The following is a 24,260-nucleotide window of genomic DNA, read 5'->3' as shown; positions in this document are numbered from 1 at the left end:
GACTTAATCCCCTCCTTCCCCTTTTTCAGACACGGCCCTGTGCGGGCCGTGTCTTCAGGCATCAGCGCAGCACCTGCTCCACCAGCTGCACGTCCACGCTCTGCAGCGGTTCGGCCGCATTGCGCGACAGCTGCACCTGGTAGGTGCCGCCGTCGATCTTCCACTGGCGCGCCTGTGCATCGTAGTGGGCCAGGGTCTTCGGCTCGGCTTCGATGCGGATGCGGCGCTGTTCGCCCGGCTGCAGGTTCACCTTGTCATAGCCGATCAGGCGGATCGGCGTGGTGTTGCCGGCCGGCAACTTCAGGTACAGCTGCGCCACGTCGGCACCGGCACGCTTGCCGGTGTTGCGGATGTCGACGCTGGCGACCAGGCGCGAGCCCTCCACGCTCACCTTCAGGTTCTCATAGGCGAATGAGGTGTAGGACAGGCCATGGCCAAAGGCGAAGGTCGGGGTCAGACCCTTGGCCGCCATCCACTTGTAGCCGACGTTGGCGCCTTCGATATCGAAATCGAACACATCACCAAACGGCTTGGCCGGCTTGAAGCCGAGGCCGTCGATGTGCGGGCGTGGCAGCTGCGATTCGTCCGTCACCCAGGTCACCGGCAGGCGGCCCGACGGATTGACCTGGCCGGTCAGCAGCGCGGCGATGCCTTCGCCACCGCGGATGCCCGGGTACCAGGCCTGCAGCACCGCCGGCACCTGCGCCAGCCACGGCGTGCGCACCGGGCCATTGGTTTCCAGCACCAGCACGGTCTTCGGGTTGGCCTTGGCCACTGCCGAGATCAGGGCATCCTGGTTGTCCGGCAGCTGCATGTCCGGCAGGTCCACCGATTCGGCGGCCCACTGGGTGGCGAACACGATGGCCACGTCAGCCTGCGCGGCGGCCTTGGCCGCAGCGGCGGCATTGGTCCCGTCCACATACTCGATGGTCGCGTCCGGGCGCGCCGCACGCAGCGATTCCAGCGGCGAGGACGGATGGAAGATCACCGGGCCCGGCCAGGTGGTCGGCATCACGCCCGGCACCGCATTGGTGCCCTTGGCGGTGACGCCCACCATCGACGAACCACCGCCGCCGATCACGCCCTTGTCGGCATGGCCGCCGATGATGACGATGCGCTTCACGCTGTCGGCCAGCGGCAGCAGGTTGCCCTCATTGCGCAGCAGCACGCTGCCTTCTTCCACCGTGCGCTGGGCGACGGCGAAACCGGCCTCGGCATCGACCTTCTGGTGCTGCGGCGGGTTGTCGAAGTTGCCATGCAGGAACATCGTGCGCAGGATGCGCGCCACCATGTCGTTCAGGCGCGCCTGCGGCACTACGCCGCCGTGCAGGGCCAGGCGCAGCGGTTCGTCGAAGAACACTGCCGCGTCGAACACTTCACCGGCCGACTGCTGATCGAGGCCAGCCAGCGCCGCCTTCGAACCACTGTGCACGCCGCCCCAGTCGGACATCACGAAACCGGGGAACTTCCATTCCTGCTTCAGCACCTGGTTCATCAGGTAGCCGTTCTCGCAGCCGTAGGTGCCGTTGATCTTGTTGTACGAGCACATCGCCACGCCCGGGCGACCGGCTTCCAGCGCGATCTCGAAGGCCAGCAGGTCCGACTCGTGCATGGCCTGTTCGCCGATGCGCACGTCGTGGAAGTTGCGGCGGGTCTCCATGTCGTTCAGCGCGAAGTGCTTCATCGAGGAGATCACGTGCTGGCTCTGCACGCCCTGGATCAGCGCGCCAACCATCGAGCCGGCCAGCAGCGGATCTTCACCGGCATATTCGAAGTTGCGGCCGTTGCGCGGGTCGCGCTGCAGGTTGACGCTGCCCGACAGCAGGATGTTGAAGCGCTGCTGCCATGCCTCGCGGCCCATCGTGGCGCCACCGGCGAAGGCGACTTCACGGTTCCAGCTCGATGCGGTGGACGGGCCCGACGGCATCGCCGTGGCGAAATCGCCCGGGCGGATGCCACCCGGATTGGTCACGCCGACGCCGGCATCGGCCGATTGCTGCGACGGAATGCCCAGCCGCGCCACGCCCGGCACGAAACCGGCCGAACCGACTGCGCCTTCCGGCAGCGGGCCACCGTCCTTGCCCAGCCCGAAGTAGCTGTGCAGCATCTGGAACTTCTCATCCTCGGTCATCGCCTTCAGCAGCAGCGCAGCGCGCGCGTCGGCGTTGAGGGTGGTGTCCATCCACGGCCTGTCGCCATGCGTGTCGGCGGCGTAGGCCAGGGTCAGCAGGGTGGCGCGCAGGGTACTGCCTTCCACCTTGAACGGCGCACTGCTGGCGGCCTGGAAGCCATCGCTGAAATAGCTGGCATCGGCTTCCAGCGCGACACGCGCCGGATCGAAGCCTGCGGCCTTGGCCGATTCACCGGCCACCGCGCCGAGCAGCACCGCCGGTGCACCCAGCCGCGAACGGGTGACCAGCGCCGGCAGCTGCGCCGCACCTGCACCGGCATCGGTATAGACCGCCACGGTGTGGCGGCCGTCGTCCAGGCGCAGGTAGTTCAGGCTCGGCTGGTCGGGGCCGGATTCAGCGGCGATCGGCAACCGGGTCAGCACGGCCTGGCCGCGCTGGGTCTGGCCATCGTCCTTGCCGGCAGCAATGAAGCGGTACTCGTAGCCCAGGCCATCGGCCAGCACCTGCAGCGGATCGACCTGGCCGATGCCGCGCTGCACCTGGCGCACGCTCACCGCGTCCACCTGCAGGGTCTTCAGCTGGGCGGCCAGGGCCGGCATCGCCTCGGCGGTCGGGGCCTGTTCCAGGGTCAGCACAGTGAACGCGGCGGGGTCGGCCCAGGCCGGGGCGGCCAGTGCGGCAGACAGGGCCAGGGACAGTGCAAGCGGCTTTGTAAACGTTTTCATCGGCAGGCGTAATTCCGTTGCCAAGGCAATCGGTCCAGGGAAAGTGCCGCCGAAGGGTGCAGCGTTCATGCCGCGCAGGGGTTGCCAGGCAACTTCCCGCAGGCCGATGGACGGGCCGGTCTGCGCGCGGGACCCTCCTCCCGGCGTGACAACCTGCCTGCCCGGACCGCGCAGGGCGACCCAATCCTGTGAAGATTGTGCGAGGGCGTTCACACCTGTCAACAGGACCTAAGTCACAGGGGCAACCCGGCCAGCGGTTATCAGGCCATCACCGGCGGTCATCAGCGCGCCGCGCGAGGCTGCCGATAATGAGGGTCCCTGGCCACGAACCGAGCCCATGACCGTCCATCGCGACTTCGACCATCTCTGGCGCGACCGCTGTGACACCTCCAGCCAGCGCGCGCCGCGCGTGTTGATCCGGGTGTTCGTGGCCCCGGGGGAGTTGGAGCGCAGCGTGGCGTTCTACGAGCAGCTGCAGGGTGTGGTGGCCGATGCGGGGTTCCCGTTTCCGGAGGCCGGGCTGCGTCTGGCGATGGTCGGTGCGTTCCTGTTGATCGAGGGCAGCGAGACGGCGCTGGCGCCGTTCACTTCGACCACGGGAACGCTGCTGGTCGATGATGTTCGGCCCTATCACGACAAACTGGTCGCCGCCGGCGCCGAGATCATCTTCCCGCTGCAGGTGGTACCCACCGGGGCGGCGTTCAACGCGGTGCATCCCGATGGCACGGTGGTCGAGTACGTGCATCACCGGCCGGATCCGCACGGCCGGTGAGGGGACGGCCGGGCTGCGCCCGGCACCCGCGGTAGTGCCGGCCGCTGGCCGGCAACCTCAGAAGCAACAGCCGAAGCAAAAGCGGGCTTCCTGTGGGATGGCGGGGTGGGTCCGGCTGCGGGGGGCGCTGCAAGTACGTCCATGTAAGCTCGGTCGCCGCTTGCTCGTGCGCGCTGTCCTGCGCACACGGCAAGACCGGGGTTGGGCATCCTGCCCAACCCGCCCGACGCATGCCTCGGGCCCATGGCGCTCACGCCCCCGCCAACGGACCCACCCCGCCTTCGACAATTTCTCGCAACCTGCAGTAGATCCACGCCATGCGTGGATGCTCTTCGTTTCATTGTCGAAATATTTGATTTCGATGGAGATTCATCCACGCATGGCGTGGATCTACAATCCCTCCATGTCCTCCCCCGCCCTGCCTTGGAATGGCACGTTGCTGCTGGATGCTCACGTGGCCGTGCTGCAGGGCCATGCCGGTGGCAGCGCCTCCCACGCGCACTACGCCCATCAACTGTTGCTGAGCGACGGCGCGCCCTGGCAGGTCGAGGTCGATGGCGTACGGCAGCAGGGCCAGCGGCTGTGGCTGCCCTCCTTCCAGACACACGCGATCCTGTCGGCGCCGGAAGCGGGCTGCACGGTGTTCCTCGAACCCGCACATGCCGATCCCAAACAGATCCAGCAGCACCTGCACTCGCTGCCCGGCACTGCGATGGAACTGCACGACTGGCTGCCACGGTTGAGCCGGCCACAGCCGCTGGACCGCCGCGTGCAGGCGGCATTGGCCAGGATCGCCCAGCACCTGCCTGGCCCGGTGCCGGCTGCCGACATTGCCGAAGCCGCGCACCTGTCGACCAGCCAGCTGCACCGGCGTTTCCAGTCCGAGCTGGCGGTGACCCTGCGCGGCTGGGTGCTGTGGCAACGGTTGCGCCGCGCGCTGATGCATCATCTGAGCGGTCACAACCTGACCGACAGTGCGCATGCCGCTGGATTCGCCGATCTGGCCCATCTCTCGCGCAGCCTGCGCCGCATGTTCGGCATCGGTGCCGCGCAGCTGCAGGGCCTGCAGCTGCACGCGGCCTGACATGTTCAATCATTCGCGCCTGCGCAGGCCTTCCGGCAACTCCGGCACCTCGCCATGCGGCAGTTCGCGGAACGGCGCCAGCAGCTGCCCCGGATAATCGCGCGGATAGTCCGGCTGGCTGCCGATGCCAAGGTCGCGTTGCTGCAGCCGATAACCCGGCGCATCGAAGGCGGTCCCCAGCAGATGGTCCCAAGCGGTCAGGAACAGGCCGAAGTTGACGTCGCCCGCGGTGCCGTAACGCATGTGGTGGAAGCGGTGCAGCGGCGCCCAGGCCATCACCCGGCCGAGCACGCCGGGACGTATGTCAACGTTGGAGTGCTGCAGCAGCAGCTGGATGGCAATGGCGAAAGCCAGCACCGCAGCCACCGGCATCGGCAGGCCCAACAGCAGCAGCGGCAGCACGCCGCCCACCGCTTCGGCCGCCTGATGCAGCGGGTGTTTCATCAGCCCGTTGAAGCCGTACATGCGGGTGACGCTGTGGTGCACCGCATGCAGCCGCCACAACCAGCCGATGCGATGGCTGGCGTAGTGCACCAGGGTGATGCCGAGATCAGCGCAGACGATGGCCAGCAGCACCTGCAGCGCGAATGGCCACTGCACCGGCCACAACTGCCACGGAATGATTGCCGCCAGCAGCGGCACCGCCGCGATCGACAGCAGGTTCAGGCTTTCGTTGACCAGTGCATGCAGGGTGTCACGCAGGCTGTCGCCGTGGTCGTGGTTGAACGCGGGGTCGTACGGCCAGGCACGCTCGGCGGCGAACGAGACCGCGATGGCGGCCGCCAGCAAGGTCAGCAGCCACAACGGATCACCGTGGCAATGGCCGACCCAGACGACGGCAGTGGCAACGAAGCCCAGCAGGAACAGCGGGGCATACAGGCGGAGCATCCAGTGCTTCATGGGCAACCCGGAAAGTGAGGGGCCTGCATGCTGGCGCCGCGTATGGGGTGCTGGCTTGAACAAACGACGCAACCCGCGCGCACCGGGTAGACGCCGACCTTGGTCGGCGCCGCGTTTCCCACATCCACGCATGGCGCGGCTCTACAATGGCGCCCTCATCGCGCCCGGGGCCGGCATGGATTCCTTCAACCTGATGCGTGCCTTCCGCCGCATCGTCGAACGCGGCGGGCTGGCCCGCGCTGCCGAAGACCTGGGCATGTCGCCGGCCGGGCTGAGCAAGCAGTTGCGCACGCTGGAAGCGCATCTGGGCGTGGTACTGCTGCAGCGGACCACGCGGCGCATGAGCCTGACCGAGACCGGCCACGCCTATTACCGTGAATGCTGCCGCCTGCTCGACGAGCTGGACGCATTGGAACGTGGCATCGCCGAACAGCGCGGCGACGTGGCCGGGCGCCTACGCGTCAATGCGCCGCAGTCGTTCGCACTGAGCACGCTGTCGCCGCTGCTGCCACGCTTCCTGCAGCAGCATCCGCAGCTGTCGTTGGATCTGGTGATGGAAGATCGCCTGCTCGATGCAGTCGGTGAGGGTTTCGATGTATCGCTGCGGCTGCGTGCCGAGCTGGATGATTCACGCCTGGTGGCGCGCCGGCTGGCGTCGCTGCAGCAGGTGCTGTGCGCGGCCCCGTCCTACCTGCGGCAGCATCCGGCACCGCAGGCGGTGGACGATCTGCAGGCGCACAGCGTGCTGGCCTACAGCCTGTCCGACTCGCCCGGCAGCTGGCCGCTGCTCGGCCCCGATGGCCAGGTGACGATCACCCTGCCGGCGCGCGTCACCGTCAACAACAGCCTGCTGCTGCGCGACCTGCTGGTGGCCGGCATGGGCATCGGCGCCCTGCCCTCGTTCCTGGCGGCACCGGCACTGGCCCGTGGCGAACTGCAGCAGGTGCTGCCCGACCACCGCTATCCGCCACGCTTCGTGCATGCGGTCTACCCCACGTCGCGCCACCTGCAGCCCAAGGTGCGTGCGTTCATCGATTTCCTGCACGCCGAGCTGCCCGGCTGCGCCGGCCTGGATTCGTAACCGCCAGCGAAAACTGAGCTGCCCGCAGCGTGCTGTTTCGGCCACGCCGCGCTGCCTACTCTGCCGCCTCCCCTCTCACCGATGGCAGGCAGATGTCTTCCGTTCCTTCCCCCGCCACCGCCGCGCCGGTGGTCGATTTCTTCCACGACGTGGTCTGCGGCTGGTGCTTCGTGCTGGCCCCGCGCCTGCAGCAGGTCTCGGCCGAACTCGGCATCCAGGTGCGCCACCGCAGCTTCGTGCTGCAGGACTCGCGCGCGCAGATGGTCGAGGTGTTCGGCTCGATGGAGCGCGCCAAGGCGATCATCCTGCGCCACTGGACCGACTGCGCCGCGCATGAAGACACCGCGCGCATCGATATCGAAGGCATGCGCGCACAGGACTTCGAGTATCCGTCCGGCTGGCTCGGCGCACTGGCCTGCCAGGCCGCCGGCATGCTCGGTGGCAACGACGCCCATGGCGCGATGTTCGATGCCGTGCAGTGGGCGCACCTGCACCAGCACCGCAACATCGGCGATGCCGAAGTCCTGCTGGATATCGCCGAATCGCTGGGTCATCCACGTGGCGCCTTCGTTGACCACATGCGCAGCGACGCAGTACGCCAGCGCGTGCAGGCCGATCGTGCCGAAGCCGCTGCCCTCGGCATCCGTTCCATACCCACCGTGATCGGCGGCAACGGCCTGCGCCTGCAGACCCTGCCGCTGCCGCAACTGCGCCAGGCCCTGGCGCACCTGGTCGCGGCCTGAGCCGCACCGCCCCCCACCCTGCAAGGAGATTTCCCATGACCCCACGTACCCTGGGCACCGCGCTGGCCCTGCTGCTGGCCGGCACCGCCGCTTCCACCACCGTGTCCGCGCACGAACGCGTTCCCTCCGGCCAGCAGGTCGGCACCAGCCCCTGGGGGCCGAAGGACGAGATCGGCCGCCTCAACCTGATCACCGAGGCCTCGCGTGCGGCGATCCTGTCACGGGTCAGCGGCGGCAAGGCCTATGACCTGGCCACCGAATACTACGTCGGCATGCCCAGCTGGCAGGATGCCGGCGACCCGCACTACCAGTTCTGGATGACCCACACCCCGCGCGGCACGGTGATGGACGACCCGATGGGCGTGGGCGAAACCATGAACCTCACCCGCAGCTACACCGGCACCGCGTTCTCGATGTACAGCCACACCGGCACCCACATCGATGCGCTGAACCACTTCGGCATCCACGGGAAGATCTGGAACGGCTTCGAGGCCGACAAGCACCTCGGCGATCGTGGCTGGAATGTCACCGGCATCGAGAAGTTCCCGCCGCTGATCGCGCGTGGCGTGCTGATCGACGTGGCCGCCGCCAAGGGCGTGGACATGCTGCCTGACAGCTACCGCGTCACCCGCCAGGACCTGAAGGATGCGCTGGCACGCCAGAAGGTGAAACTGCAGCAGGGCGACGTGGTGCTGATCCGCACCGGCCGCATGCGCCTGTTCGAGCAGCCCAGGGCCTACATGGCCAACCCGCCGGGCATGGGTCTGGACGCGGCACGCTTCCTGGTCGAGGACAGCGGCGCGATGATCGTCGGTGCCGACAACCTCAGCTTCGAGACCTTCCCCTCGGAGGTGTCCGACGACTACGTGCCGCTGCACACCTACCTGCTGGCCCAGCAGGGCGCGCCGATCATCGAGCTGGTGGCGCTGGACGAACTGGCCCGCGACAAGGTCTACGAGTTCGCCTTCATCGGCGGCCCGCTGAAGATCCGCGGCGGCGATGCCGCGCCGCTGCGCCCGGTGGCGCTGCCGGTGCGCCCGTAACCAGGGCCTGTGGGTGCCGACCTTGGTCGGCACTCCTTTACCCCCTTCAGCAACCTGAAACCGGACCCTCCGATTTCATTAGTAATTCTACTCACAAGACGAGTAGCATGTCTGGTCTCAGCCCCTGATACCGGCCCGTCGATACTCGCGCCATGCCCGCTGTTTCCGCCCGTTCCTGCCGTTTCCAGCCCGCCCGGCGCCTCCCCTGGAGGGCCGGCTGATGGGTGCCGTCGTCGCCCTCGACCGGCTGCTGGACGGGCGCCAGCTGTGGCGCGGCCCGGCCCGCCAGGGGCCGGCCAGCGACCACCTGGCCAGCGGCCACCCGGCACTGGACGCACGCCTGCCCGGCGGTGGCTGGCCCACCAGCGGGCTGTGCGAGGTACTGCAGGCGGCGCCTGGGGTGGGTGAGCTGGCGCTGGTCTGGCCGGCGCTGGCCAAGCTGAGCCTGCGTGACCGCCCGATCGTGCTGGTCGCCCCGCCCTATCGCCCGCATGCCCCGGCCTGGGCGGCAGCCGGGCTGGACCTGGCCCAGCTGCAGATCATCCACGCAGCGCCGAAACAGGCGCTCTGGGCCACCGAGCAGTGCCTGCGCTCTGCCGCCTGCGCGGCGGTGCTGTGCTGGCCACACCAGGCCGACGATCGCGCCCTGCGCCGGCTGCAGGTCGCCGCCGACAGCGGCCAGTGCCTGGGCTTCGTGTTCCGCGAGGCGCAGGCGGCGCGCAATCCCTCTCCGGCCAGCCTGCGCCTGCAGCTCGACCACGGCCAGGTGCGGGTGCTGAAGTGCCGAGGCGGCCTGCCGCCGGCGCAGCCGTTGCCGCTGGCCATCGCCCACTGAGGCCGCGCCATGCACTGGGCCTGCCTGTTGTTGCCGCAGCTGGCGCTGGACAGCGTGCTGCGCCTGCAGCCGGATCCGCAGCGCCCACTGGTGCTGCTGCAGGGGCCGGCACAGCGTCGCGTACTGCGTGCGGTCAGCCCGTCGGCACGCGCAGCCGGGCTGCGCCCGGGCATGCTGCTGTCGGCTGCGCAGGTGCTGGTGCAGGACATGCACCTGCACGATTACGATCCCAACGCCGAACAGCACACCCGGCAGCTGCTGGCCAGCTGGGCCTACGCCTACAGCTCGCAGGTCAGCCTCGATTTCCCGCATGCACTGGTGCTGGAGATCGGCGCCAGCCGCGCCCTGTTCGGTGACTGGCTGACGATCCAGCAGCGGCTGCGCAACGAACTGCACGAACTCGGCTTCCGTCACCGTCTGGTGGCCGCACCTACCCCACATGCCGCGCGCGTGCTGGCCAACGTCCACGACGGCCTCGGCATCGATGCACAGCAACTGCCGGCGGCGCTGGCGCAGTTGCCCCTGCCGCGCTGCGGCCTGCCCAACGAGGCGGTGACGGTGCTCGGCCGCTCCGGCCTGCGCACGCTGGGCGCAGTGCTCGAGCTGCCGCGCGACAGCCTGGCCCGGCGCTTTGCCCCCGAGGTCCTGCAGCAGCTGGATGCGCTGCGTGGGCTACCCACCGCGCCACTGCGCTACTACCAGCCACCGGACCGTTTCGATGCACGCATCGAATTCGAGTACGAGATCGAATCCAGCCAGGCCCTGTTGTTTCCGCTGCGTCGCCTGCTGCTGGACCTGGCCGCGTTCCTGTGTTCGCGCGATGGCGGCGTGCAGCGCTTCGACCTGCATTTCGAGCACGACCTGCTGCCGGCCAGCGTGCTGACCATCGGCCTGCTGGCACCGGAACGCGATCCCGCGTTGCTGTTCGAGATCGCGCGCAACCGCATGGAAGCGTTCGCCCTGCCGGCCGGCAGCCGCGCACTGCGCCTGCAGGCCGAACAGCTGCCACCGTTCGTGCCCGCCGCGCGCGACCTGTTCGATACCCGGCCGGCACAGGCGATGCCCTGGAACCAGCTGCGCGAGCGCCTGCGCGCGCGGCTGGGCGATGACGCCGTGCAGCCGCTGGCGGTGCAGGCCGACCATCGCCCCGAACGCGCCAGTGGCAGCCAGCCCGCGGCCAAGCCTCCGTCGTACTGGCCGCTGCGCCCTGGCTGGTTGCTGGACACCCCGCAACCGCTGCGTGATCCGCGGCTGCGCATCGTCACCGGGCCGGAGCGGATCGAATCGGGCTGGTGGGACCAGGCCGACGCACGCCGCGACTACTACGTGGTGGAAACCGCACACGGCCAGCGCGGCTGGGCTTTCCGTGAGCGCAACGATCCGCATGCGCCGTGGATGCTGCACGGCTGGTTCGGCTGAGCCGCCATGCACAGCGAACTGCCCGGCTACGCCGAACTGCACTGCCTGTCGGCCTTCAGTTTCCAGCGTGGTGCTTCGATCGCCGAAGAGCTGTTCGCGCGCGCCGCCGGCCAGGGCTACCGCGCGTTGGCGATCACCGACGAATGCTCGCTGGCCGGCATCGTGCGTGCCTGGCAGGCGGCCAAGGCGCATGGCGTGGCGCTGATCGTCGGCGCCGAATTCCAGGTCGAGGACGGACCCAAGCTGGCCCTGCTGTGCACCGACCAGGCCGCCTATGCCGGGCTCTGCCAGTTGATCACTACCTGTCGGCGGCGCGCGGCCAAAGGCGAGTACCGTTGCCTGCGCGAGGACCTGCTCGGCCTGCCCGACGGCCTGCTGTGCCTGTGGCTGGACCGGCAACCGGCCGCCACCGACCTGGAACTGCTGCGCGCCGGCTTCAATGATCGGCTGTGGCTGGCGGTGGAACTGCACCACGAGCACGACGACGCACGCCGCCTGCAGCAGCTGCAGGCCTTCGGCGAACGCCACCGCCTGACGCTGGTCGCCAGTGGCGATGTGCACATGCACGTGCGACGCCGCCGCGCCCTGCAGGACACGCTGACCGCGATCCGCCATCGTTGCAGCGTGGCCGAAGCCGGCTGGCGCCTGTTTCCCAACGGCGAGCGCCACCTGCGCCCGCGCACCGCGCTGGCCCAGCTGTATCCCGCCGAACTGCTGGCCGAGACCCTGCGCATCGCCGAACGCTGCCACTTCACCCTGGAACAGCTGCAGTACACCTATCCACGCGAGCTGGTGCCGGAGGGGCATGACCCGGACAGCTGGCTGCGCGAGCTGGTCGAAGAAAAGATTCCCTGGCGTTGGCCAGAAGGCATCAAGGACGCACAGCGCAAGCAGATCGAACATGAGCTGGCGTTGATCCGGGAGAAAAACTACGCCTCCTACTTCCTTACCGTGCATGACATCGTGCGCTTCGCCCGCAGCCAGGACATCCTCTGCCAAGGGCGTGGCTCGGCGGCCAATTCGACGGTGTGCTTTGTGCTGGGCGTGACCGAGATCGATCCTGCGCGCAGCAATCTGTTGTTTGAACGCTTCATCTCCGCCGAGCGCAATGAGCCGCCGGACATCGACATCGACTTCGAGCACGAGCGCCGCGAGGAAGTGCTGCAGTACGTGTTCAAGCGCTATGGCCGCGAGCGCGCCGCACTGACCGCAGTAGCAATCAGCTACCGTGGCCGCAGCGCGATCCGCGACGTCGCCCGTGCGCTCGGCCTGCCGATGGACCAGGTCAACGAACTGGGCGCGGCAATGGATCATTGGGGCGGCAACATCCCACTGCCGGAAACCCTCCGCGAGCGCGGTTTCGATCCGGACACACCCTTGATGCGGCGGCTGCTGGCATTGACCGCCGAGCTGATCGACTTCCCACGCCACCTGTCTCAGCATCCGGGCGGTTTCGTCATCTCCGAGCATCCGCTGTCGACCCTGGTGCCGGTAGAAAACGCGGCGATGGCCGACCGCACCGTCATCCAGTGGGACAAGGACGATCTGGATGCCACCGGCCTGATGAAGGTCGACTGCCTGGCGCTGGGCATGCTCACCGCCATCCGCAAATGCCTGGCGATGTTGAAGCAGCACGGCCTGCATGAAGGACGCATGGATGCGATCCCGCCCAAGGATGCAAAGACCTTCGACATGATCTGCGCCGCCGATACCATCGGCGTGTTCCAGATCGAATCGCGCGCACAGATGGCGATGCTGCCGCGCATGCAGCCACGCACGTTCTATGACCTGGTGATCGAGGTGGCGATCGTGCGCCCTGGCCCGATCCAGGGCGACATGGTGCACCCCTATCTGGAGCGGCGCCGGATCCTGCGCGAACAGGGACCGGACGCGTTGAACGACCCGGACAACCCGCTCTACCCACCGCAGCTGGAACGCGTATTCGCACGCACGCTGGGCGTGCCGCTGTTCCAGGAACAGGTGATGCAGCTGGCGGTGGAAGCGGCCGGCTACACGCCGGGCCAGGCCGATGCCCTGCGCCGCTCGATGGCGGCATGGAAGCGCCGTGGCGGCCTGGAACCGCATCGCGAGAAGCTGCTGGCCGGCATGCTCAAGAACGGCTTCAGCCGCGAGTACGGCGAGCATCTGTTCGAGCAGATCAAGGGCTTCGGTGATTACGGTTTCCCGGAAAGCCACGCCGCCAGCTTCGCCCTGCTGACCTATAACAGCTGCTGGCTGAAATGCCATCACCCCGCCGCGTTCACCGCCAGCCTGATCAACAGCCAGCCGCTGGGCTTCTACAGCCCCGACCAGCTGCTGCAGGACGCGCGCCGGCACGGCATCCGCGTGCTGCCGGTGGACGTGCGCCACAGCGACTGGGACTGCACCCTGGATTTCAGCAAGGGGCCGGCGGCGATCCGGCTCGGCCTGCGCCTGGTCGATGGCTGCAACGAGCCCGCCGTGCAGGCCATCATGCGCGAACGTGCGCGGCGCCCGTTCGACGATGTCGGCGACCTGTGCCAGCGCACCGCCCTGGACCGCCGCCAGCAGGGCCTGTTGGCCGATGCCGGTGCGTTGCGTGGGCTCAGTGGCCATCGCCATCGTGCACGCTGGGATATCTCCGGCGTGGAAAACCGGCTGCCGCTGTTCGACCAGGCCCGCGCCACCGCCGAAGCCCGCGTGCCGTTGCCCCTGCCCAGCGCCTGGGAGGACATGCAGGCCGATTACCGCAGCACCGGCACCACCCTCGGCCGCCATCCGATCTCATTCCTGCGTGCGCAGCTGCGCAGCCGTGGCTGCCTGGATGCCGCGCAACTGGCGGGCCATGGCCATGGCCGTCGCGTGCGCATCGCCGGCCTGGTACGCATGCGCCAGCGCCCACAGACCGCCAGCGGTGTCACCTTCCTCACGCTCGAGGATGAGACCGGCATGGTCAACGCCGTGGTCTGGCGGCACCTGGCCGATCGCCAGCACCGGGTGCTGGTCGATACCCAGCTGATGCAGATCGATGGTCGCCTGGAACGCGTCGATGGCGTCCAGCACGTCATCGTGCAACGCATGCATTGCCTGGATGAACTGCTGCAGGGACTGCGCAGCCACAGCCGCGATTTCCACTGACGCCGGGAATCACCGCGTAACGGCCACTGGGTGATGTCGAGCAGGTAGAGGTAGAGTCGACTGTCAGTCGACTTGCGCGCGCCAGCGCGGGAATCTCCGTGATCTGATCGAACAGCAGTCGACTGACAGTCGACTCTACCCATCCCCTTTTGCATCCGCTATCGTCGGCACATCCAAGGAAGGACCACCCGATGCCCCGCGCGCTGCTGCTGACCACACTGGTGGTCTCCACCCTCGCCCTGCTTGTTTCCGGCTGGACCGCCTGGAACCTGCATCGCAGCCAATCGCCACAGCGCATCATCGAAGCACGCGGCCTGGTCATCCACGATGCAAGCGGCCAGCCGCGGGTGATCCTCGGCGCACCGGTCCCCGACCCGCTCAGCCAGGGCCGCACCCAGGGGCCGCGCGCCACCGCCCTGTCTGGCCTGATCCTGCTTGGCCCCGACGGTTCCGAGCGTGGTGGTTATGGCACCAGCGACCGCGGCGGCGAAGCCCTGCTCACCCTCGACGATGCCACCGGCACTACCGAAGTATTCAAGGTCGTCGCCAACCCGGATCGCGGCGCCAGCCTGATGGTCAAGCACCAGAACAACACCGGCGCCATGCTCACCTCCTGGCAGGGCAAGCCGGAGCTGATGTTCGTCGATGACAGCGGCCAGTCCTACTACGTGCGCCCTGGCGCCAACGCCGCGCCCTGATCGGCTTCTGTAGCGTCGAGCCATGCTCGACGCTACACCCCGCACACGGCCGCCAGGTCATCGGCCAGCTGCCGCAGCTGCGTCGTCCCCAGCGCCGCACAGGTGATGCGCAGGCCATGTCCCGGCGCCGCCACCGCGAACACTTCGCCCGCCCGCACATGCCATCCGCGCGAAGCCAGTGCCAGCACCTGAGGATGGCTGTCAGCCGACAACGGCAGCCACAGGTTCAATCCCTCCATTGGCAGCGGCGTCGGCATGCCACGCGCGCGCAGCAACTCCTGCAGCGACTGCAGGCGCTGCTGGTAACGCTCACCTGCCGAGGCGATCTTCGCCCGCTGCGTTGCCGACGCCAGCACCGACGTCGCCGCATCCTGCAGCAGATGACTGACCCAGCCGGTGCCGGACGCCAATCGCAGCCGCAACCGCAGCGCGGTTTCTTCATCGCAGGCCAACCAGGCCAGGCGCAGGTCGGGGCCGAGCGGTTTGGACAACGAACGCAACAGCGCCCAGCGCCGGCCATCCAGCGGCAGTACCGAGTGGTAGGCCTGCTGCGAAAGCAGCGCGTAATGATCGTCGACCAGCACCGCCACCTGCGGGTAGGCCGCCAGCAGCTGGCGCAACGCCCGTGCCCGCTTCGCATCCAGGCTGGCCCCGGTCGGGTTGTGCGCACGCGGGGTCAGCAGCACCGCGCGTGCACCGGCCTCCAGCGCCTGCCGAAGTGATTCGACCTGCATGCCATGCGCGTCCACCGCCACCGGCAACGGCGCGTGGCCCACGGCATTGAGCACATTGAGGCTGCCGAGGAAGCACGGATCCTCCACCGCGATGCGATCCCCCGGCAGCAGCCAGGCCGCCAGCAGGCGTTCAATGCCATCGACCGCGCCATGGGTCAGCTCCAGCGCATAACCCGCCGGGCAGTCCGCATCCAGCGAGGCGCGCGCCAGCGCCTGCAACCTCGGGTCGACCGTGCCCACGCCATACAACCGCGGTGCGGCCGGGGCCAGGCGCAGGTTCGGCAGCAGGCGCGGATCCGGATTGCCACCGGCCAGGTCCTGCAGGGCCAGCCCGGGCGTACTGCCCTCGCGCGCCAGCGGCGGCGGCAGGCCACGCACCACCGTGCCGCGGCGGCCCGCCGTGCTGGCCAGGCCCGCCGCATCCAGGCGCTTGTAGGCAGCGGCCACGGTGTTGCGGTTCACGCCCAGCTGCTCGGCCAGTTCACGCACCGGCGGCAGCACGCTGCCGGCCGGCAAGCGGCCCTCGCCGATGCCCTCACGGATGCTGTCGAAGATCGACTCGGCACTGTGCCCGGTGATTTTCATTTTGTCCTATGCCAAAATATCTCTTGTCCTGTGCCAGTGTATCCCACCCTGGCCGCCCTGCATTGGAGGTGCCCGCATGCCCCTTGCCGCCGCCGACTGGCCCGTCGCCCAGTCCGTTGAACAGATCGCCGCCAACCTGGTCACGGTGCGCCAACGCATCGCCGGTGCCTGCGCCCGCGTCGGCCGCGACCCGGCCAGCGTGCGCCTGCTGCCGGTCAGCAAGACCGTCGATGAAGCCCGCATCCGCATGGCGGTGGCCGCAGGCTGCCACGAACTTGGCGAGAACAAGGTGCAGGAGGCACAACGCAAGGCCGAAGCGATGGCCGACCTGGGCGTGCACTGGTCGGTGATCGGCCATCTGCAGACCAACAAGGCGCGCTACGTGGCGCGCTTTGCCAGCGAGTTCCAGGCGCTGGACAGCCTGCGCGTAGCCGAGGCCCTGCAGCAGCGCCTGCAACTGGAAGAGCGCACCCTGGATGTGTTCGTGCAGGTCAACACCTCGGCCGAACCCAGCAAGTACGGACTGGAACCCGACGCGGTCGAGGCCTTCGTGCAACAGCTGCCAGCCTTCGATCGCCTGCGCGTGCGCGGCCTGATGACCCTGGCCATCTTCACCCCCGACGTCGAGCGCGTGCGCGCCTGCTTCGTGCGCCTGCGCGAACTGCGCGACCAGCTGCAACGCACCGCCCCGCCCGGCCTGGACCTGTCGCAGCTGTCGATGGGCATGTCCGGTGATTTCGAAGTGGCCATCGAGGAAGGTGCCACCGTGGTCCGCGTCGGCCAGGCCATTTTCGGCGCCCGCGCCACCCCGGACAGCTTCTACTGGCCGAACAGCGGAGCCCCGGCATGAAGCACGCGGTTGTCCTGCAGCACGTTGGCTTTGAAGACCTCGGCACCCTGCAGCCACTGCTGTTGGCGCAAGGCTGGCAGCTGCAGCTGCTGCAGGCCGGGGTCGATGCGCTCGATGACGCCGAAACCGCCGACCTGCTGGTCGTGCTGGGCGGTCCCATCAGTGCCAATGACACAGGGACCTACCCCTTCGTCAACGACAGCATTGCCCTGCTGCAGCGCCGGCTGCAGCGGCAGCGGCCGACCCTGGGCATCTGCCTGGGTGCACAGCTGATGGCGCGCGCACTCGGTGCCAGTGTCGCTCCCAGTGGTGGCAAGGAAATCGGCTTTGCGCCACTGCTGCTGACCGATGAAGGCCAGCGTTCTCCGCTGCAGTCCCTGCAGGGCATTCCGGTACTGCATTGGCATGGTGAGGCGTTCGAACTTCCGGCCGGTGCACGCCGCCTGGCCAGTACGCCGGCCTGCCGTCATCAGGCCTTCGCCATCGGCAGCCACGCACTGGCCCTGCAATGCCATCCGGAACTGGACGCCCGCCAGTTCGAGCGCTGGCTGATCGGCCACACGCTGGAGCTGGCCCAGGCAGGCATCGATCCCAACGACCTGCGCGCACAGGCGCGTCGCTATGGCGCACCGCTGGCAGCGGCCGCCACCGCGATGTTCGACCATTGGCTGCAGGACCTGCCGGAGACACCGCAATGAACTACCGATTGCAGATCCACCGCGATGGCGCCCACTGGGGCCACTTCGATTGCAGCGGCCCCGATGCCCTGCAACGCATGGACGCCATTGCCGCACAGCTGCCTGCCGATCAGGGCTTCCAGCTGAAACGGCAGAAAGGTGTCGGCGAAGAGCGCATCCTGTCCAGCAATGCCGATGGCCTGCGGGTACTGGCTTCGCAGATCCAGTACCGCGACATCTGATCCGATGGTAGTGCCGGCTGCTGGCCGGCATCCGGATCTGCCGGCCAGCGGCCGGCACTACCGCGGCTGTTCGCCCGCGTGCGAAGCTTCACGCATGTTGACCCTGCATCGCGGCAACCACCACGGACTGCTCATCGCCCCGCGCTGGCCCTCCACCCGCATCCAACTGGAAGAAGAGGTACTGCAACGTCTGCTCGACGCGCAGGCGATGCTGCCTGCCGGGTTGCGCCTGCTGCTCACCCGTGGCTTCGAACCCGGCCACAGCCGTCTCGGTGGCTTCCGCCGCGCGGTACGACGGCTCGGTATCGCAGCATTCCGCACCTGCTACCCGCAACGCCGCGATGAGATCGATGCCATCTTCGGTGCCAACGGCCACGACATCGATGGCCGTCATGTCGATGTCTCACTGGTACTGCACGGCAAGCGGCTGCGGCTGCTGCCTCTGGGCGTGTTCACCCCACTGCGCTGGCAGGATCGTCGCGTTGCCCGTCATTCCGAAGCCGTCGCGCAGGTGAAGCGCAGCCTGCAGCAGTGCGGCTTCGAGCTGCATCACAACGCCACCGAAGCCCTGCAGATCCACTGCGACTATCGTCCGCGCTGACGCCGCGGTGGCCCATGCGTGCCGTGCCTCGCGCCATTGATGCAAATGATTCTCTTTTGCTGTAAGGTGCAGCCGCTGCCCTTGCCGCCGCGGGCTGTTCCCTTTCCCAGTTGTCGCCCGCCCCGTGTCCACGCCTGTCGAACCGACGGATGTCGCGCAGCTGTGCGCGGCCCATTACCGGCCGCTGCACGCCCATGTCCGCCGCAAACTCCCGCAACGCAGCGACGCCGATGACGTCGTCCAGGAAACCTGGCTGCGTGTCGTCAAAGTCGCCGCCAGCGGCCTGCTGAGCAACGGCCGCGCCTATCTGTACCGCGTCGCCCACAACCTGATCGCGGATCTCTACCGGCAGCGCCAGCGCCGTCGCGAAGAGGTACTGGATGACACGCAGCTGCAGGCCATCGCCGATCCTGCACCACTGCCCGAGCAGCGACTGCTCGACGCCGAACAGCTGCGCCACCTCGACGCGATCATCGCCGCGCTGCCACCGCGCTCGCGCCAGGTGTTCCTGCTGGCGCGGGTTGAACAATTGGCGCTGGCTGAGATCGGGCGCCAGCTCGGCATCAGCCGGCAGACCGCGCACGGCCATCTGCTGCGCGCCCTCGTCGCCCTGCAGCAGGTGCCCGGCGCATGAGCCAGGACGCGATCGCGCGCGAAGCCGCACGCTGGTGGCTGGACGGGCACGACGGTGACCGCGACGAGAACGCGTTCGACCAATGGTACCAGGCCGACCCCCGACATGCCGCGCAGTACCAGTATCTGCAGCACCTGTGGCAGGCAGGCGCGACGCTGCCCAGCCTGCAGCGGCAACAGCAGCGCAGGCAACGCCGTCGCCTGCGCGAAGCCGGCATTGCGGTACTGCTGCTGTGCGCGCTCGGCCTGTACAGCCGCACCGCCTCGCCACCCGCTGCGCAGGTACTGCGCACTGCTGCAGGCGAGATCCGTGATGAAGCCCTGCCAGACGGTTCGCACGTCCTGCTGTCACCGGGCAGCGAAGTGCATGTGCGCGTCGATGCACAGCGCCGCCAGTTGCAGCTGCAGCAGGGGCAAGCCTGGTTCAAGGTCGCCGCCGATGCCGACCGGCCATTCCAGGTACACACTCCACAGGGCACGGTCACTGCGCTGGGAACCGCGTTTGATCTGGCCGTGCAGGGCGACAACAGCGTGGTCACGGTCACCGAGCACAGCGTCCGTGTAGAAAGCGGTACCGCCAGCGTGCAGGCCAGTGAGGGGCAGCAGATACGCTTCAACGGACAAGCGACTGCTGCAGCACATCCGGCAGACGACAGCACCCTGGCCTGGCGCGAACGGCGCCTGCATTGGGTTTCGGCGCCGCTTGCCGACGTCACCCAGGGGCTGGACCGTTGGCATGGCGGACATACCTGGATCGTCGGTGCACGGCTTCGCCAACGGCCGGTCACCCTACTGGGCAATGCAGATGGTGCCGCCAGCAACCGCGACCAGCTCGCCGCGCAGCTGCATGTGCGTGTACTGCGTATCGGCGCGGGCATGCAGGTGTGGTTGCCGCCGCGCGAGGAGCAGCGCGATGCACCCTGACATTGGGCCCATCACCGCGTCTACCCAGGATGACGACGCTCTGCGTCAGCCCCTGGAGCTCCCGATGCTGTGCCCCCGCCCCCTTGTCCTCGCCCTGTCGCTGGCCTGCGCCAGCACCGTTCCACTGCTGCCAGACAGCGCCCACGCGCAGGCCGCCACTCGAAGCTACGATCTGCGCGCCCAGCCACTGGCGGCCGCGCTGGACGCCTACAGCCGGCTGACCGGTGTCGATCTGGTGATCGGCGCGGCGCTTCCCGCTGGCCATGCCGCGCCCGCCCTTCGCGGTGACTTCGACGATGCGCAGGCCCTGACGCGCCTGCTGGCGGGCAGCGGCCTGCGCCCGCGCTTCATCGATGCGCGCCGCGCCACTCTGGAGCCGGCGCCGGCCGAGCGCGGCGATGGCAGCCGCCGCACCGGGCCCTTGCGGGTGCAGGGCAATACCGCGCACGGCCATTCCCCCGGTGCAGGTGCCAGCCAGTATGTACCAGCCACCCGCGATGGCTTTGCGCCTTCGGTCGGCAGCGAGCGCGTGGCGATGGCCGAACGCCAGGAAGGCAACAGCCTGCTGCGCTCGATGCCTGGCACCCACAGCTTCCATTCGCGCAGCCAGCCGGGCCTGCAGGTCAACATCCGCGGCATGACCGGTGCTGGCCGGGTCAATACCATGATCGACGGTGTCACCCAGACCTTCCGCAACAATGCCGGGCATGGCTCGGGTGGTCCGTTCGCCTATGTCGATCCTTTCCTGCTGGCCGGCGTGGACGTGCAACGCGGTGCGGTCGCCGGTGGTGATGGTGCGGGTACGCTGGCCGGCAGTGCCAACTTCCGCACGCTGGATATCGACGATCTGCTCGGTGAGGGCCGTGACTGGGGCCTGCGTGCAGGCTATCGCCACGGCAACAACGGCTACGGCAGCGGCCGTACCTTCGCCGGTGCCTGGCGCCACAGTGAAGAGGGTGGCGACCGCCAGTTCGGCCTGCTGGCCGCTGCCAGCAGCAGCCGCAGCAGCGAATACGCGACCGCGCGTGGGCAGAAGAACAACGCCGACCCAGGCAGCCAGCAGCCCAGCAGCTGGCTGTTGAAAGCACGCCTGCAGCCCAGCGACCAGCACCGGCTGGACCTGAGCCACATGCGTTACGAAAACGACTTCTACCACAACTATCCGTGGCAGATTTCCGCGCGCAACCAGCGCGCCAGCTACCACTACACGCCCTATTCGCCGTGGATCGACCTGCGTGCAACCTTCGCCGGCAACAAGACCCGGCTGTTCTATCCGCCAGTGGAGGATTCCAGCTACATCGGTCGCCGCACCCACAGCAGCCTGAGCAGCTGGACCGTGGACAACACCAGCCGCTTCGACATCGGGGCACTGCAGGCGCGCTGGAACACCGGCATCAAGCACCAGTCGGACATCTATGTGGCCGACACCCCCGTCCTGCGCGGTGCCAACCCGCAAGGTCGCAGCCAGCTGGACAGCGTGTTCAGCACGCTGGAGCTGCAGTACGACATCTACGCGCTGACCGCCGGCCTGCGCCAGGACCGCTTCGGCATCCGTGGCCACATCCCGGTGTGCTCGGATGTGCCCGGCCAGTGCGCGGAGATCAATGGCGGCGGCATCGACGTGCGCCGTACCCAGCGCGCCCTCAGCCCCAGCCTGGCGGTATCGTGGCAGGCCACCGACTGGCTGCAACTGTTCGCAGAAGCCTCGCGTACTTCCCGCCCGCCGCGGGTGCAGGAGATGTTCTTCGAGAAGATCCCGCTGGAAGGCATGAGCGATGCCGATGGCGTGGGCGCCAACCCGTTCCTGCGCCGCGAGCGCTCGCGCAACCTGCAGTTCGGTGCCAACCTCAGCACCGACTCGCTGCTGGTCGACGGTGACCTGGCACAGCTGCGGATCACCCGCTTCGACAACCGCATCCGCGACTACATCAAGCCGCAGTACCTGCTGATCGTGCATCCGCCGGAAGTGGAACCGTTCGTGGTGCCGATCGACAGCGATCCGCAGCTCAATGCCTGGACCGATGCGCTGGACGTGGACGCCTTCAGCACCACCACGCGCTGGATGAACCACCCCGGCGTGGTGCGCATGCGCGGTATCGAACTGGAAGCGCATTACGCCAGCGAGCACTACCACGCCACGCTGAGCTGGACCCGCTCACACACCAGTGCGCCGGCCATCGAGTTCGTCAACCTGGAAGACATCACCGCCCTGCCCGACCGCTACTGGACGCTGGACGTGGGCGGCCGCTGGTGGCAGCAGCGCGTGCAGGCCGGCCTGCGCGCCGAGTACTCCGGGCCGACCGAGGAAGGCTACGACTTCTTCCAGACCCGCAAGACCGGCGGCACCGGCGTGCTGCTCGACTTCTACGCCAGCTTCAAGCCCCAGGCCAACACGACGCTGTGGCTGAACATCGAAAACCTGCAGAACAAGGCCTATGACAACAATGCCTCGATCGACAGCATCTTCAGCCCGATCCTGGACCGCGGCAACGGCCGTGGCCGTACCGTCTCGATGGGCGTCAATGTGGCGTTCTAGCCGTCGCTGGCTGCCCGTATGCCTGCTCGCGCTGGCGACCGTGGCCAGCGCGCAGTCGATGCCTGGCTCAGTGATCGACCTGGCCAACGGCCAGCACCTGGACGAAGCCGCGTTCGTGGCGCGTGCGGCGGACGCCCGGAGGCTGCTGCTGGGTGAGCGCCATGACCTCGCCGGAGACCACGCCGCCCAGCGCTGGCTGCTGCAGGCGCTGCAGCGGCGGCGCCCGCAGGGTTCGCTGGTGCTGGAAATGATCGCCAGCGAGCGCCAGCCACGCCTGCAGCGGGTGCAGCGCTGGCTGGCCAAGGGCAACCAGGCCGAAGGTGCACGCCTGCAGGAACTGCTGGACTGGGATACGCGTTGGCCGTGGGCCGCGTATGGCGGGCTGGTACAGGATGCTGCCGATGCAGGCACGCCGCTGTTCGGCGGCAACCTGTCGCGCGCCGAGGTCAACGCGCTGCTCGCGTCCACCGAGGGCGTGCGGTTCCCGGTGGCCGCTGCCCGCCAGCGCCTGTCGGCGGTGGTGCTGGCCCAGCACGCAGACGCAGCACCGATGCTGGAAGGGATGCTGGCCGTGCAACAGGCCCGCGACACACGCATGGCACAGGTGCTGCTCGATGCGCCCGCGCCGGCGCTGCTGGTAGCGGGGCGCTGGCATGTACTGCGCGGTACCGGGGTACCGGGCTACCTGTCACCGGCTACGCCTGCGCTGGTGATCGCATTGGCTTCGCCGGGTGAAACCGTGGATGCGGCGGATGCCGATCTGCTGTGGGTGCTGGACGATGCGTGAGCGCGGCCAACACTGGCAGGCGATCGCGATCACCGCCGTCCTGCACCTGCTGCCCCTGCTGCTGTTGGTGCACTGGGTGGCAGCGCCGCCGATGCTGCCGCCGCCGGAGCGGGACGTGCGCATCAGCCTGCGCCTGCTGGCGCCGGCCACGCCGCCACAGCCCGTAGAGGAGCGCCAGGCCGACACCCCCAGCCAGGCGCAGCAGGCGCGCGCATCGCAACCGGCAAAGTCGCCGCCGCCACCGAAACCCACCGCCGCGCGCGAGGGCGAGTTGGCCGCCAGCGAAACGGGCGGGACGGGTCGAACGCCGCTGCCGGTCGCCCCGCCGGCGGCCGCGACCGATGCCAGTCCCGCACCGGCATCGATCACGGCCGCTCCGCCCGCTCCAGACGCGCCACCGGCGGACTTCCAGGCCGGCGCCGCCAGCGACCAGTGGGAAGCCCACCTGATGGCGCGGCTGGAGCGTTACCGCTATTACCCAGCCGCCGCACGCTCGCGCCGGCAGCAGGGCACTGCTTGGGTCAGGGCCAGCATCGACCGCGAAGGCCGCCTGCTGGCTCTGCGGCTGGAACAGTCCAGTGGTCAGCCGATGCTCGATGACGCTGCGCTGCAGACCTTCCGTCGCGCGCAGCCGCTACCGCCCATTCCCGATGAACTGAAGGCACCACAGGAACTGGTGGTGCCGGTGGAGTACTACCTGCGCTAGGCGGCGTAGGCCTCCGCCTCGATCTCGAACAGCATGCCGTCCAGCGCCAGTCGCGGCACCGGGATCAGCATGCAGGTGGGCGCCGCACGGTTCGGCCAGCGCCGCCGTACCTGGTGGGCAATGATGCCCAGCCGATCCTCATCGTGGCCGACCACCAGGATGCGCAACCGCGCCACATCAACCAGGCTTGCCTGCGCCGAGCGCAGCGCGGTCTGCAGGTTGTCCAGCGCCTGCCCGACCTGGTCTTCGAAGCTGGGCGAGAGACGGCCCTGCGCATCTTCACCGCCCTGCCCGGCCACGTGGATCACCCGTGCCGGCAGGCGCACCACCGCCACGTGTGAGTAGCCGTTGGCCAAAGGATCGTAAAGGCCCGGTGGATTGAACAGCTCCAGCAGGCCATGGCTGAAGTCCGGTGTGGTCAGCAGGTTCATGCCGC

Annotated in this window: 22 protein-coding genes; 18 read left to right on the top strand and 4 right to left on the bottom strand. The window is 68.4% G+C overall.

Features of this window, described 5'->3' with window-relative positions:
• Positions 1–61: 61 nt before the first annotated feature.
• Positions 62–2,857 (bottom strand): glycoside hydrolase family 3 C-terminal domain-containing protein, encoded by a 2,796-nt coding sequence (locus tag JLDANKMP_RS09590; protein WP_212560971.1) that lies wholly within the window; start codon positions 2,855–2,857, stop codon positions 62–64.
• A 337-nt stretch (positions 2,858–3,194) separates the two neighbouring features.
• Between JLDANKMP_RS09590 and JLDANKMP_RS09585 the strand changes: the two genes are divergently transcribed.
• Both JLDANKMP_RS09585 and JLDANKMP_RS09580 read left to right on the top strand, forming a co-directional pair.
• The gene (locus JLDANKMP_RS09585; protein ID WP_005410044.1) at positions 3,195–3,629 is read left to right on the top strand and encodes a glyoxalase/bleomycin resistance/dioxygenase family protein; all 435 of its coding nucleotides are present in this window, start codon (positions 3,195–3,197) and stop codon (positions 3,627–3,629) included.
• Between the two features lie 379 nt (positions 3,630–4,008).
• A complete protein-coding gene (locus JLDANKMP_RS09580) occupies positions 4,009–4,713 on the top strand; it encodes an AraC family transcriptional regulator (protein WP_212560970.1) in 705 nt (234 codons plus the stop codon).
• Positions 4,714–4,722: 9 nt separating this feature from the next.
• On the opposite strand, the gene JLDANKMP_RS09575 is transcribed toward JLDANKMP_RS09580, so the two are convergent.
• Entirely contained in the window at positions 4,723–5,601 is an 879-nt protein-coding gene (locus tag JLDANKMP_RS09575; protein WP_249336835.1) for a sterol desaturase family protein, read from the bottom strand.
• Positions 5,602–5,743: 142 nt separating this feature from the next.
• On the opposite strand from JLDANKMP_RS09575, the gene JLDANKMP_RS09570 reads away from it, so the two are divergent.
• The 7 genes from JLDANKMP_RS09570 (at position 5,744) to JLDANKMP_RS09540 (ending at position 14,549) form a co-directional block, all read left to right on the top strand.
• Complete coding sequence (locus JLDANKMP_RS09570; RefSeq protein WP_181453421.1) at positions 5,744–6,694, top strand: LysR family transcriptional regulator; 951 nt, start codon at positions 5,744–5,746, stop codon at positions 6,692–6,694.
• 92 nt (positions 6,695–6,786) lie between these two features.
• On the top strand, positions 6,787–7,437 hold the full coding sequence (locus JLDANKMP_RS09565; RefSeq protein ID WP_005410049.1) for a DsbA family protein: 651 nt from the start codon (positions 6,787–6,789) through the stop codon (positions 7,435–7,437).
• A 35-nt stretch (positions 7,438–7,472) separates the two neighbouring features.
• Positions 7,473–8,480 (top strand): cyclase family protein, encoded by a 1,008-nt coding sequence (locus JLDANKMP_RS09560; protein ID WP_212560968.1) that lies wholly within the window; start codon positions 7,473–7,475, stop codon positions 8,478–8,480.
• A 220-nt stretch (positions 8,481–8,700) separates the two neighbouring features.
• Complete coding sequence (imuA, locus tag JLDANKMP_RS09555; protein WP_005413787.1) at positions 8,701–9,315, top strand: translesion DNA synthesis-associated protein ImuA; 615 nt, start codon at positions 8,701–8,703, stop codon at positions 9,313–9,315.
• Between the two features lie 9 nt (positions 9,316–9,324).
• Positions 9,325–10,734, top strand: a complete 1,410-nt coding sequence (locus JLDANKMP_RS09550) for a DNA polymerase Y family protein (protein ID WP_005413788.1) — start codon at positions 9,325–9,327, stop codon at positions 10,732–10,734.
• Positions 10,735–10,740: 6 nt separating this feature from the next.
• The gene (locus JLDANKMP_RS09545; RefSeq protein WP_212560967.1) at positions 10,741–13,851 is read left to right on the top strand and encodes an error-prone DNA polymerase; all 3,111 of its coding nucleotides are present in this window, start codon (positions 10,741–10,743) and stop codon (positions 13,849–13,851) included.
• A 191-nt stretch (positions 13,852–14,042) separates the two neighbouring features.
• Entirely contained in the window at positions 14,043–14,549 is a 507-nt protein-coding gene (locus tag JLDANKMP_RS09540; RefSeq protein ID WP_005410054.1) for a hypothetical protein, read from the top strand.
• Between the two features lie 32 nt (positions 14,550–14,581).
• On the opposite strand, the gene ptsJ is transcribed toward JLDANKMP_RS09540, so the two are convergent.
• Complete coding sequence (ptsJ, locus tag JLDANKMP_RS09535; protein WP_212560966.1) at positions 14,582–15,868, bottom strand: transcriptional regulator PtsJ; 1,287 nt, start codon at positions 15,866–15,868, stop codon at positions 14,582–14,584.
• A 76-nt stretch (positions 15,869–15,944) separates the two neighbouring features.
• Here ptsJ and JLDANKMP_RS09530 point away from each other — a divergent pair, with 76 nt between their 5' ends.
• From JLDANKMP_RS09530 to JLDANKMP_RS09490, 9 genes are all read left to right on the top strand, one after another.
• A complete protein-coding gene (locus JLDANKMP_RS09530) occupies positions 15,945–16,718 on the top strand; it encodes a YggS family pyridoxal phosphate-dependent enzyme (RefSeq protein WP_212560965.1) in 774 nt (257 codons plus the stop codon).
• Positions 16,715–17,416 (top strand): glutamine amidotransferase, encoded by a 702-nt coding sequence (locus tag JLDANKMP_RS09525; protein WP_005410057.1) that lies wholly within the window; start codon positions 16,715–16,717, stop codon positions 17,414–17,416. Before JLDANKMP_RS09530 ends, JLDANKMP_RS09525 begins: the two co-directional genes overlap by 4 nt.
• The gene (locus JLDANKMP_RS09520) at positions 17,413–17,637 is read left to right on the top strand and encodes a hypothetical protein (protein WP_005410058.1); all 225 of its coding nucleotides are present in this window, start codon (positions 17,413–17,415) and stop codon (positions 17,635–17,637) included. The genes JLDANKMP_RS09525 and JLDANKMP_RS09520 overlap by 4 nt, the downstream gene beginning before the upstream one ends.
• 94 nt (positions 17,638–17,731) lie before the next feature.
• Entirely contained in the window at positions 17,732–18,238 is a 507-nt protein-coding gene (locus JLDANKMP_RS09515; RefSeq protein ID WP_032967211.1) for a hypothetical protein, read from the top strand.
• Positions 18,239–18,362: 124 nt separating this feature from the next.
• Positions 18,363–18,872 (top strand): RNA polymerase sigma factor, encoded by a 510-nt coding sequence (locus JLDANKMP_RS09510; protein ID WP_212560964.1) that lies wholly within the window; start codon positions 18,363–18,365, stop codon positions 18,870–18,872.
• Entirely contained in the window at positions 18,869–19,795 is a 927-nt protein-coding gene (locus JLDANKMP_RS09505) for a FecR domain-containing protein (RefSeq protein WP_212560963.1), read from the top strand. Before JLDANKMP_RS09510 ends, JLDANKMP_RS09505 begins: the two co-directional genes overlap by 4 nt.
• A 64-nt stretch (positions 19,796–19,859) precedes the next feature.
• Positions 19,860–22,331: a TonB-dependent receptor gene (locus JLDANKMP_RS09500; RefSeq protein ID WP_212560962.1), complete on the top strand. Its 2,472-nt coding sequence runs from the start codon at positions 19,860–19,862 to the stop codon at positions 22,329–22,331.
• Entirely contained in the window at positions 22,318–23,118 is an 801-nt protein-coding gene (locus JLDANKMP_RS09495) for a ChaN family lipoprotein (RefSeq protein ID WP_212560961.1), read from the top strand. Before JLDANKMP_RS09500 ends, JLDANKMP_RS09495 begins: the two co-directional genes overlap by 14 nt.
• A complete protein-coding gene (locus tag JLDANKMP_RS09490; RefSeq protein WP_212560960.1) occupies positions 23,111–23,824 on the top strand; it encodes an energy transducer TonB in 714 nt (237 codons plus the stop codon). Before JLDANKMP_RS09495 ends, JLDANKMP_RS09490 begins: the two co-directional genes overlap by 8 nt.
• Here the strand turns inward: JLDANKMP_RS09490 and JLDANKMP_RS09485 are convergent.
• The gene (locus JLDANKMP_RS09485; RefSeq protein WP_212560959.1) at positions 23,821–24,255 is read right to left on the bottom strand and encodes a Rid family hydrolase; all 435 of its coding nucleotides are present in this window, start codon (positions 24,253–24,255) and stop codon (positions 23,821–23,823) included. The two genes, JLDANKMP_RS09490 and JLDANKMP_RS09485, sit on opposite strands and share 4 nt — an antisense overlap.
• Positions 24,256–24,260 lie beyond the last annotated feature (5 nt).

Origin of the sequence: Stenotrophomonas sp. PE591, assembly GCF_018320795.1 — a bacterium.
Lineage (GTDB): Bacteria > Pseudomonadota > Gammaproteobacteria > Xanthomonadales > Xanthomonadaceae > Stenotrophomonas > Stenotrophomonas maltophilia.
This window is presented reverse-complemented; position numbering and strand designations above follow the sequence as displayed.

Coding starts and splice junctions, on each gene's coding strand:
- JLDANKMP_RS09500 (WP_212560962.1), top strand. CDS start 19,860: ATGCTGTGCCCCCGCCCCCTTGTCCTCGCCCTGTCGCTGGCCTGCGCC.
- JLDANKMP_RS09560 (WP_212560968.1), top strand. CDS start 7,473: ATGACCCCACGTACCCTGGGCACCGCGCTGGCCCTGCTGCTGGCCGGC.
- JLDANKMP_RS09525 (WP_005410057.1), top strand. CDS start 16,715: ATGAAGCACGCGGTTGTCCTGCAGCACGTTGGCTTTGAAGACCTCGGC.
- JLDANKMP_RS09545 (WP_212560967.1), top strand. CDS start 10,741: ATGCACAGCGAACTGCCCGGCTACGCCGAACTGCACTGCCTGTCGGCC.
- JLDANKMP_RS09590 (WP_212560971.1), bottom strand. CDS start 2,857: ATGAAAACGTTTACAAAGCCGCTTGCACTGTCCCTGGCCCTGTCTGCC.
- imuA (WP_005413787.1), top strand. CDS start 8,701: ATGGGTGCCGTCGTCGCCCTCGACCGGCTGCTGGACGGGCGCCAGCTG.
- ptsJ (WP_212560966.1), bottom strand. CDS start 15,868: ATGAAAATCACCGGGCACAGTGCCGAGTCGATCTTCGACAGCATCCGT.
- JLDANKMP_RS09495 (WP_212560961.1), top strand. CDS start 22,318: ATGTGGCGTTCTAGCCGTCGCTGGCTGCCCGTATGCCTGCTCGCGCTG.
- JLDANKMP_RS09540 (WP_005410054.1), top strand. CDS start 14,043: ATGCCCCGCGCGCTGCTGCTGACCACACTGGTGGTCTCCACCCTCGCC.
- JLDANKMP_RS09485 (WP_212560959.1), bottom strand. CDS start 24,255: ATGAACCTGCTGACCACACCGGACTTCAGCCATGGCCTGCTGGAGCTG.
- JLDANKMP_RS09575 (WP_249336835.1), bottom strand. CDS start 5,601: ATGCTCCGCCTGTATGCCCCGCTGTTCCTGCTGGGCTTCGTTGCCACT.
- JLDANKMP_RS09580 (WP_212560970.1), top strand. CDS start 4,009: ATGGCGTGGATCTACAATCCCTCCATGTCCTCCCCCGCCCTGCCTTGG.
- JLDANKMP_RS09585 (WP_005410044.1), top strand. CDS start 3,195: ATGACCGTCCATCGCGACTTCGACCATCTCTGGCGCGACCGCTGTGAC.
- JLDANKMP_RS09520 (WP_005410058.1), top strand. CDS start 17,413: ATGAACTACCGATTGCAGATCCACCGCGATGGCGCCCACTGGGGCCAC.
- JLDANKMP_RS09565 (WP_005410049.1), top strand. CDS start 6,787: ATGTCTTCCGTTCCTTCCCCCGCCACCGCCGCGCCGGTGGTCGATTTC.
- JLDANKMP_RS09570 (WP_181453421.1), top strand. CDS start 5,744: ATGGCGCGGCTCTACAATGGCGCCCTCATCGCGCCCGGGGCCGGCATG.
- JLDANKMP_RS09490 (WP_212560960.1), top strand. CDS start 23,111: ATGCGTGAGCGCGGCCAACACTGGCAGGCGATCGCGATCACCGCCGTC.
- JLDANKMP_RS09530 (WP_212560965.1), top strand. CDS start 15,945: ATGCCCCTTGCCGCCGCCGACTGGCCCGTCGCCCAGTCCGTTGAACAG.
- JLDANKMP_RS09505 (WP_212560963.1), top strand. CDS start 18,869: ATGAGCCAGGACGCGATCGCGCGCGAAGCCGCACGCTGGTGGCTGGAC.
- JLDANKMP_RS09515 (WP_032967211.1), top strand. CDS start 17,732: ATGTTGACCCTGCATCGCGGCAACCACCACGGACTGCTCATCGCCCCG.
- JLDANKMP_RS09550 (WP_005413788.1), top strand. CDS start 9,325: ATGCACTGGGCCTGCCTGTTGTTGCCGCAGCTGGCGCTGGACAGCGTG.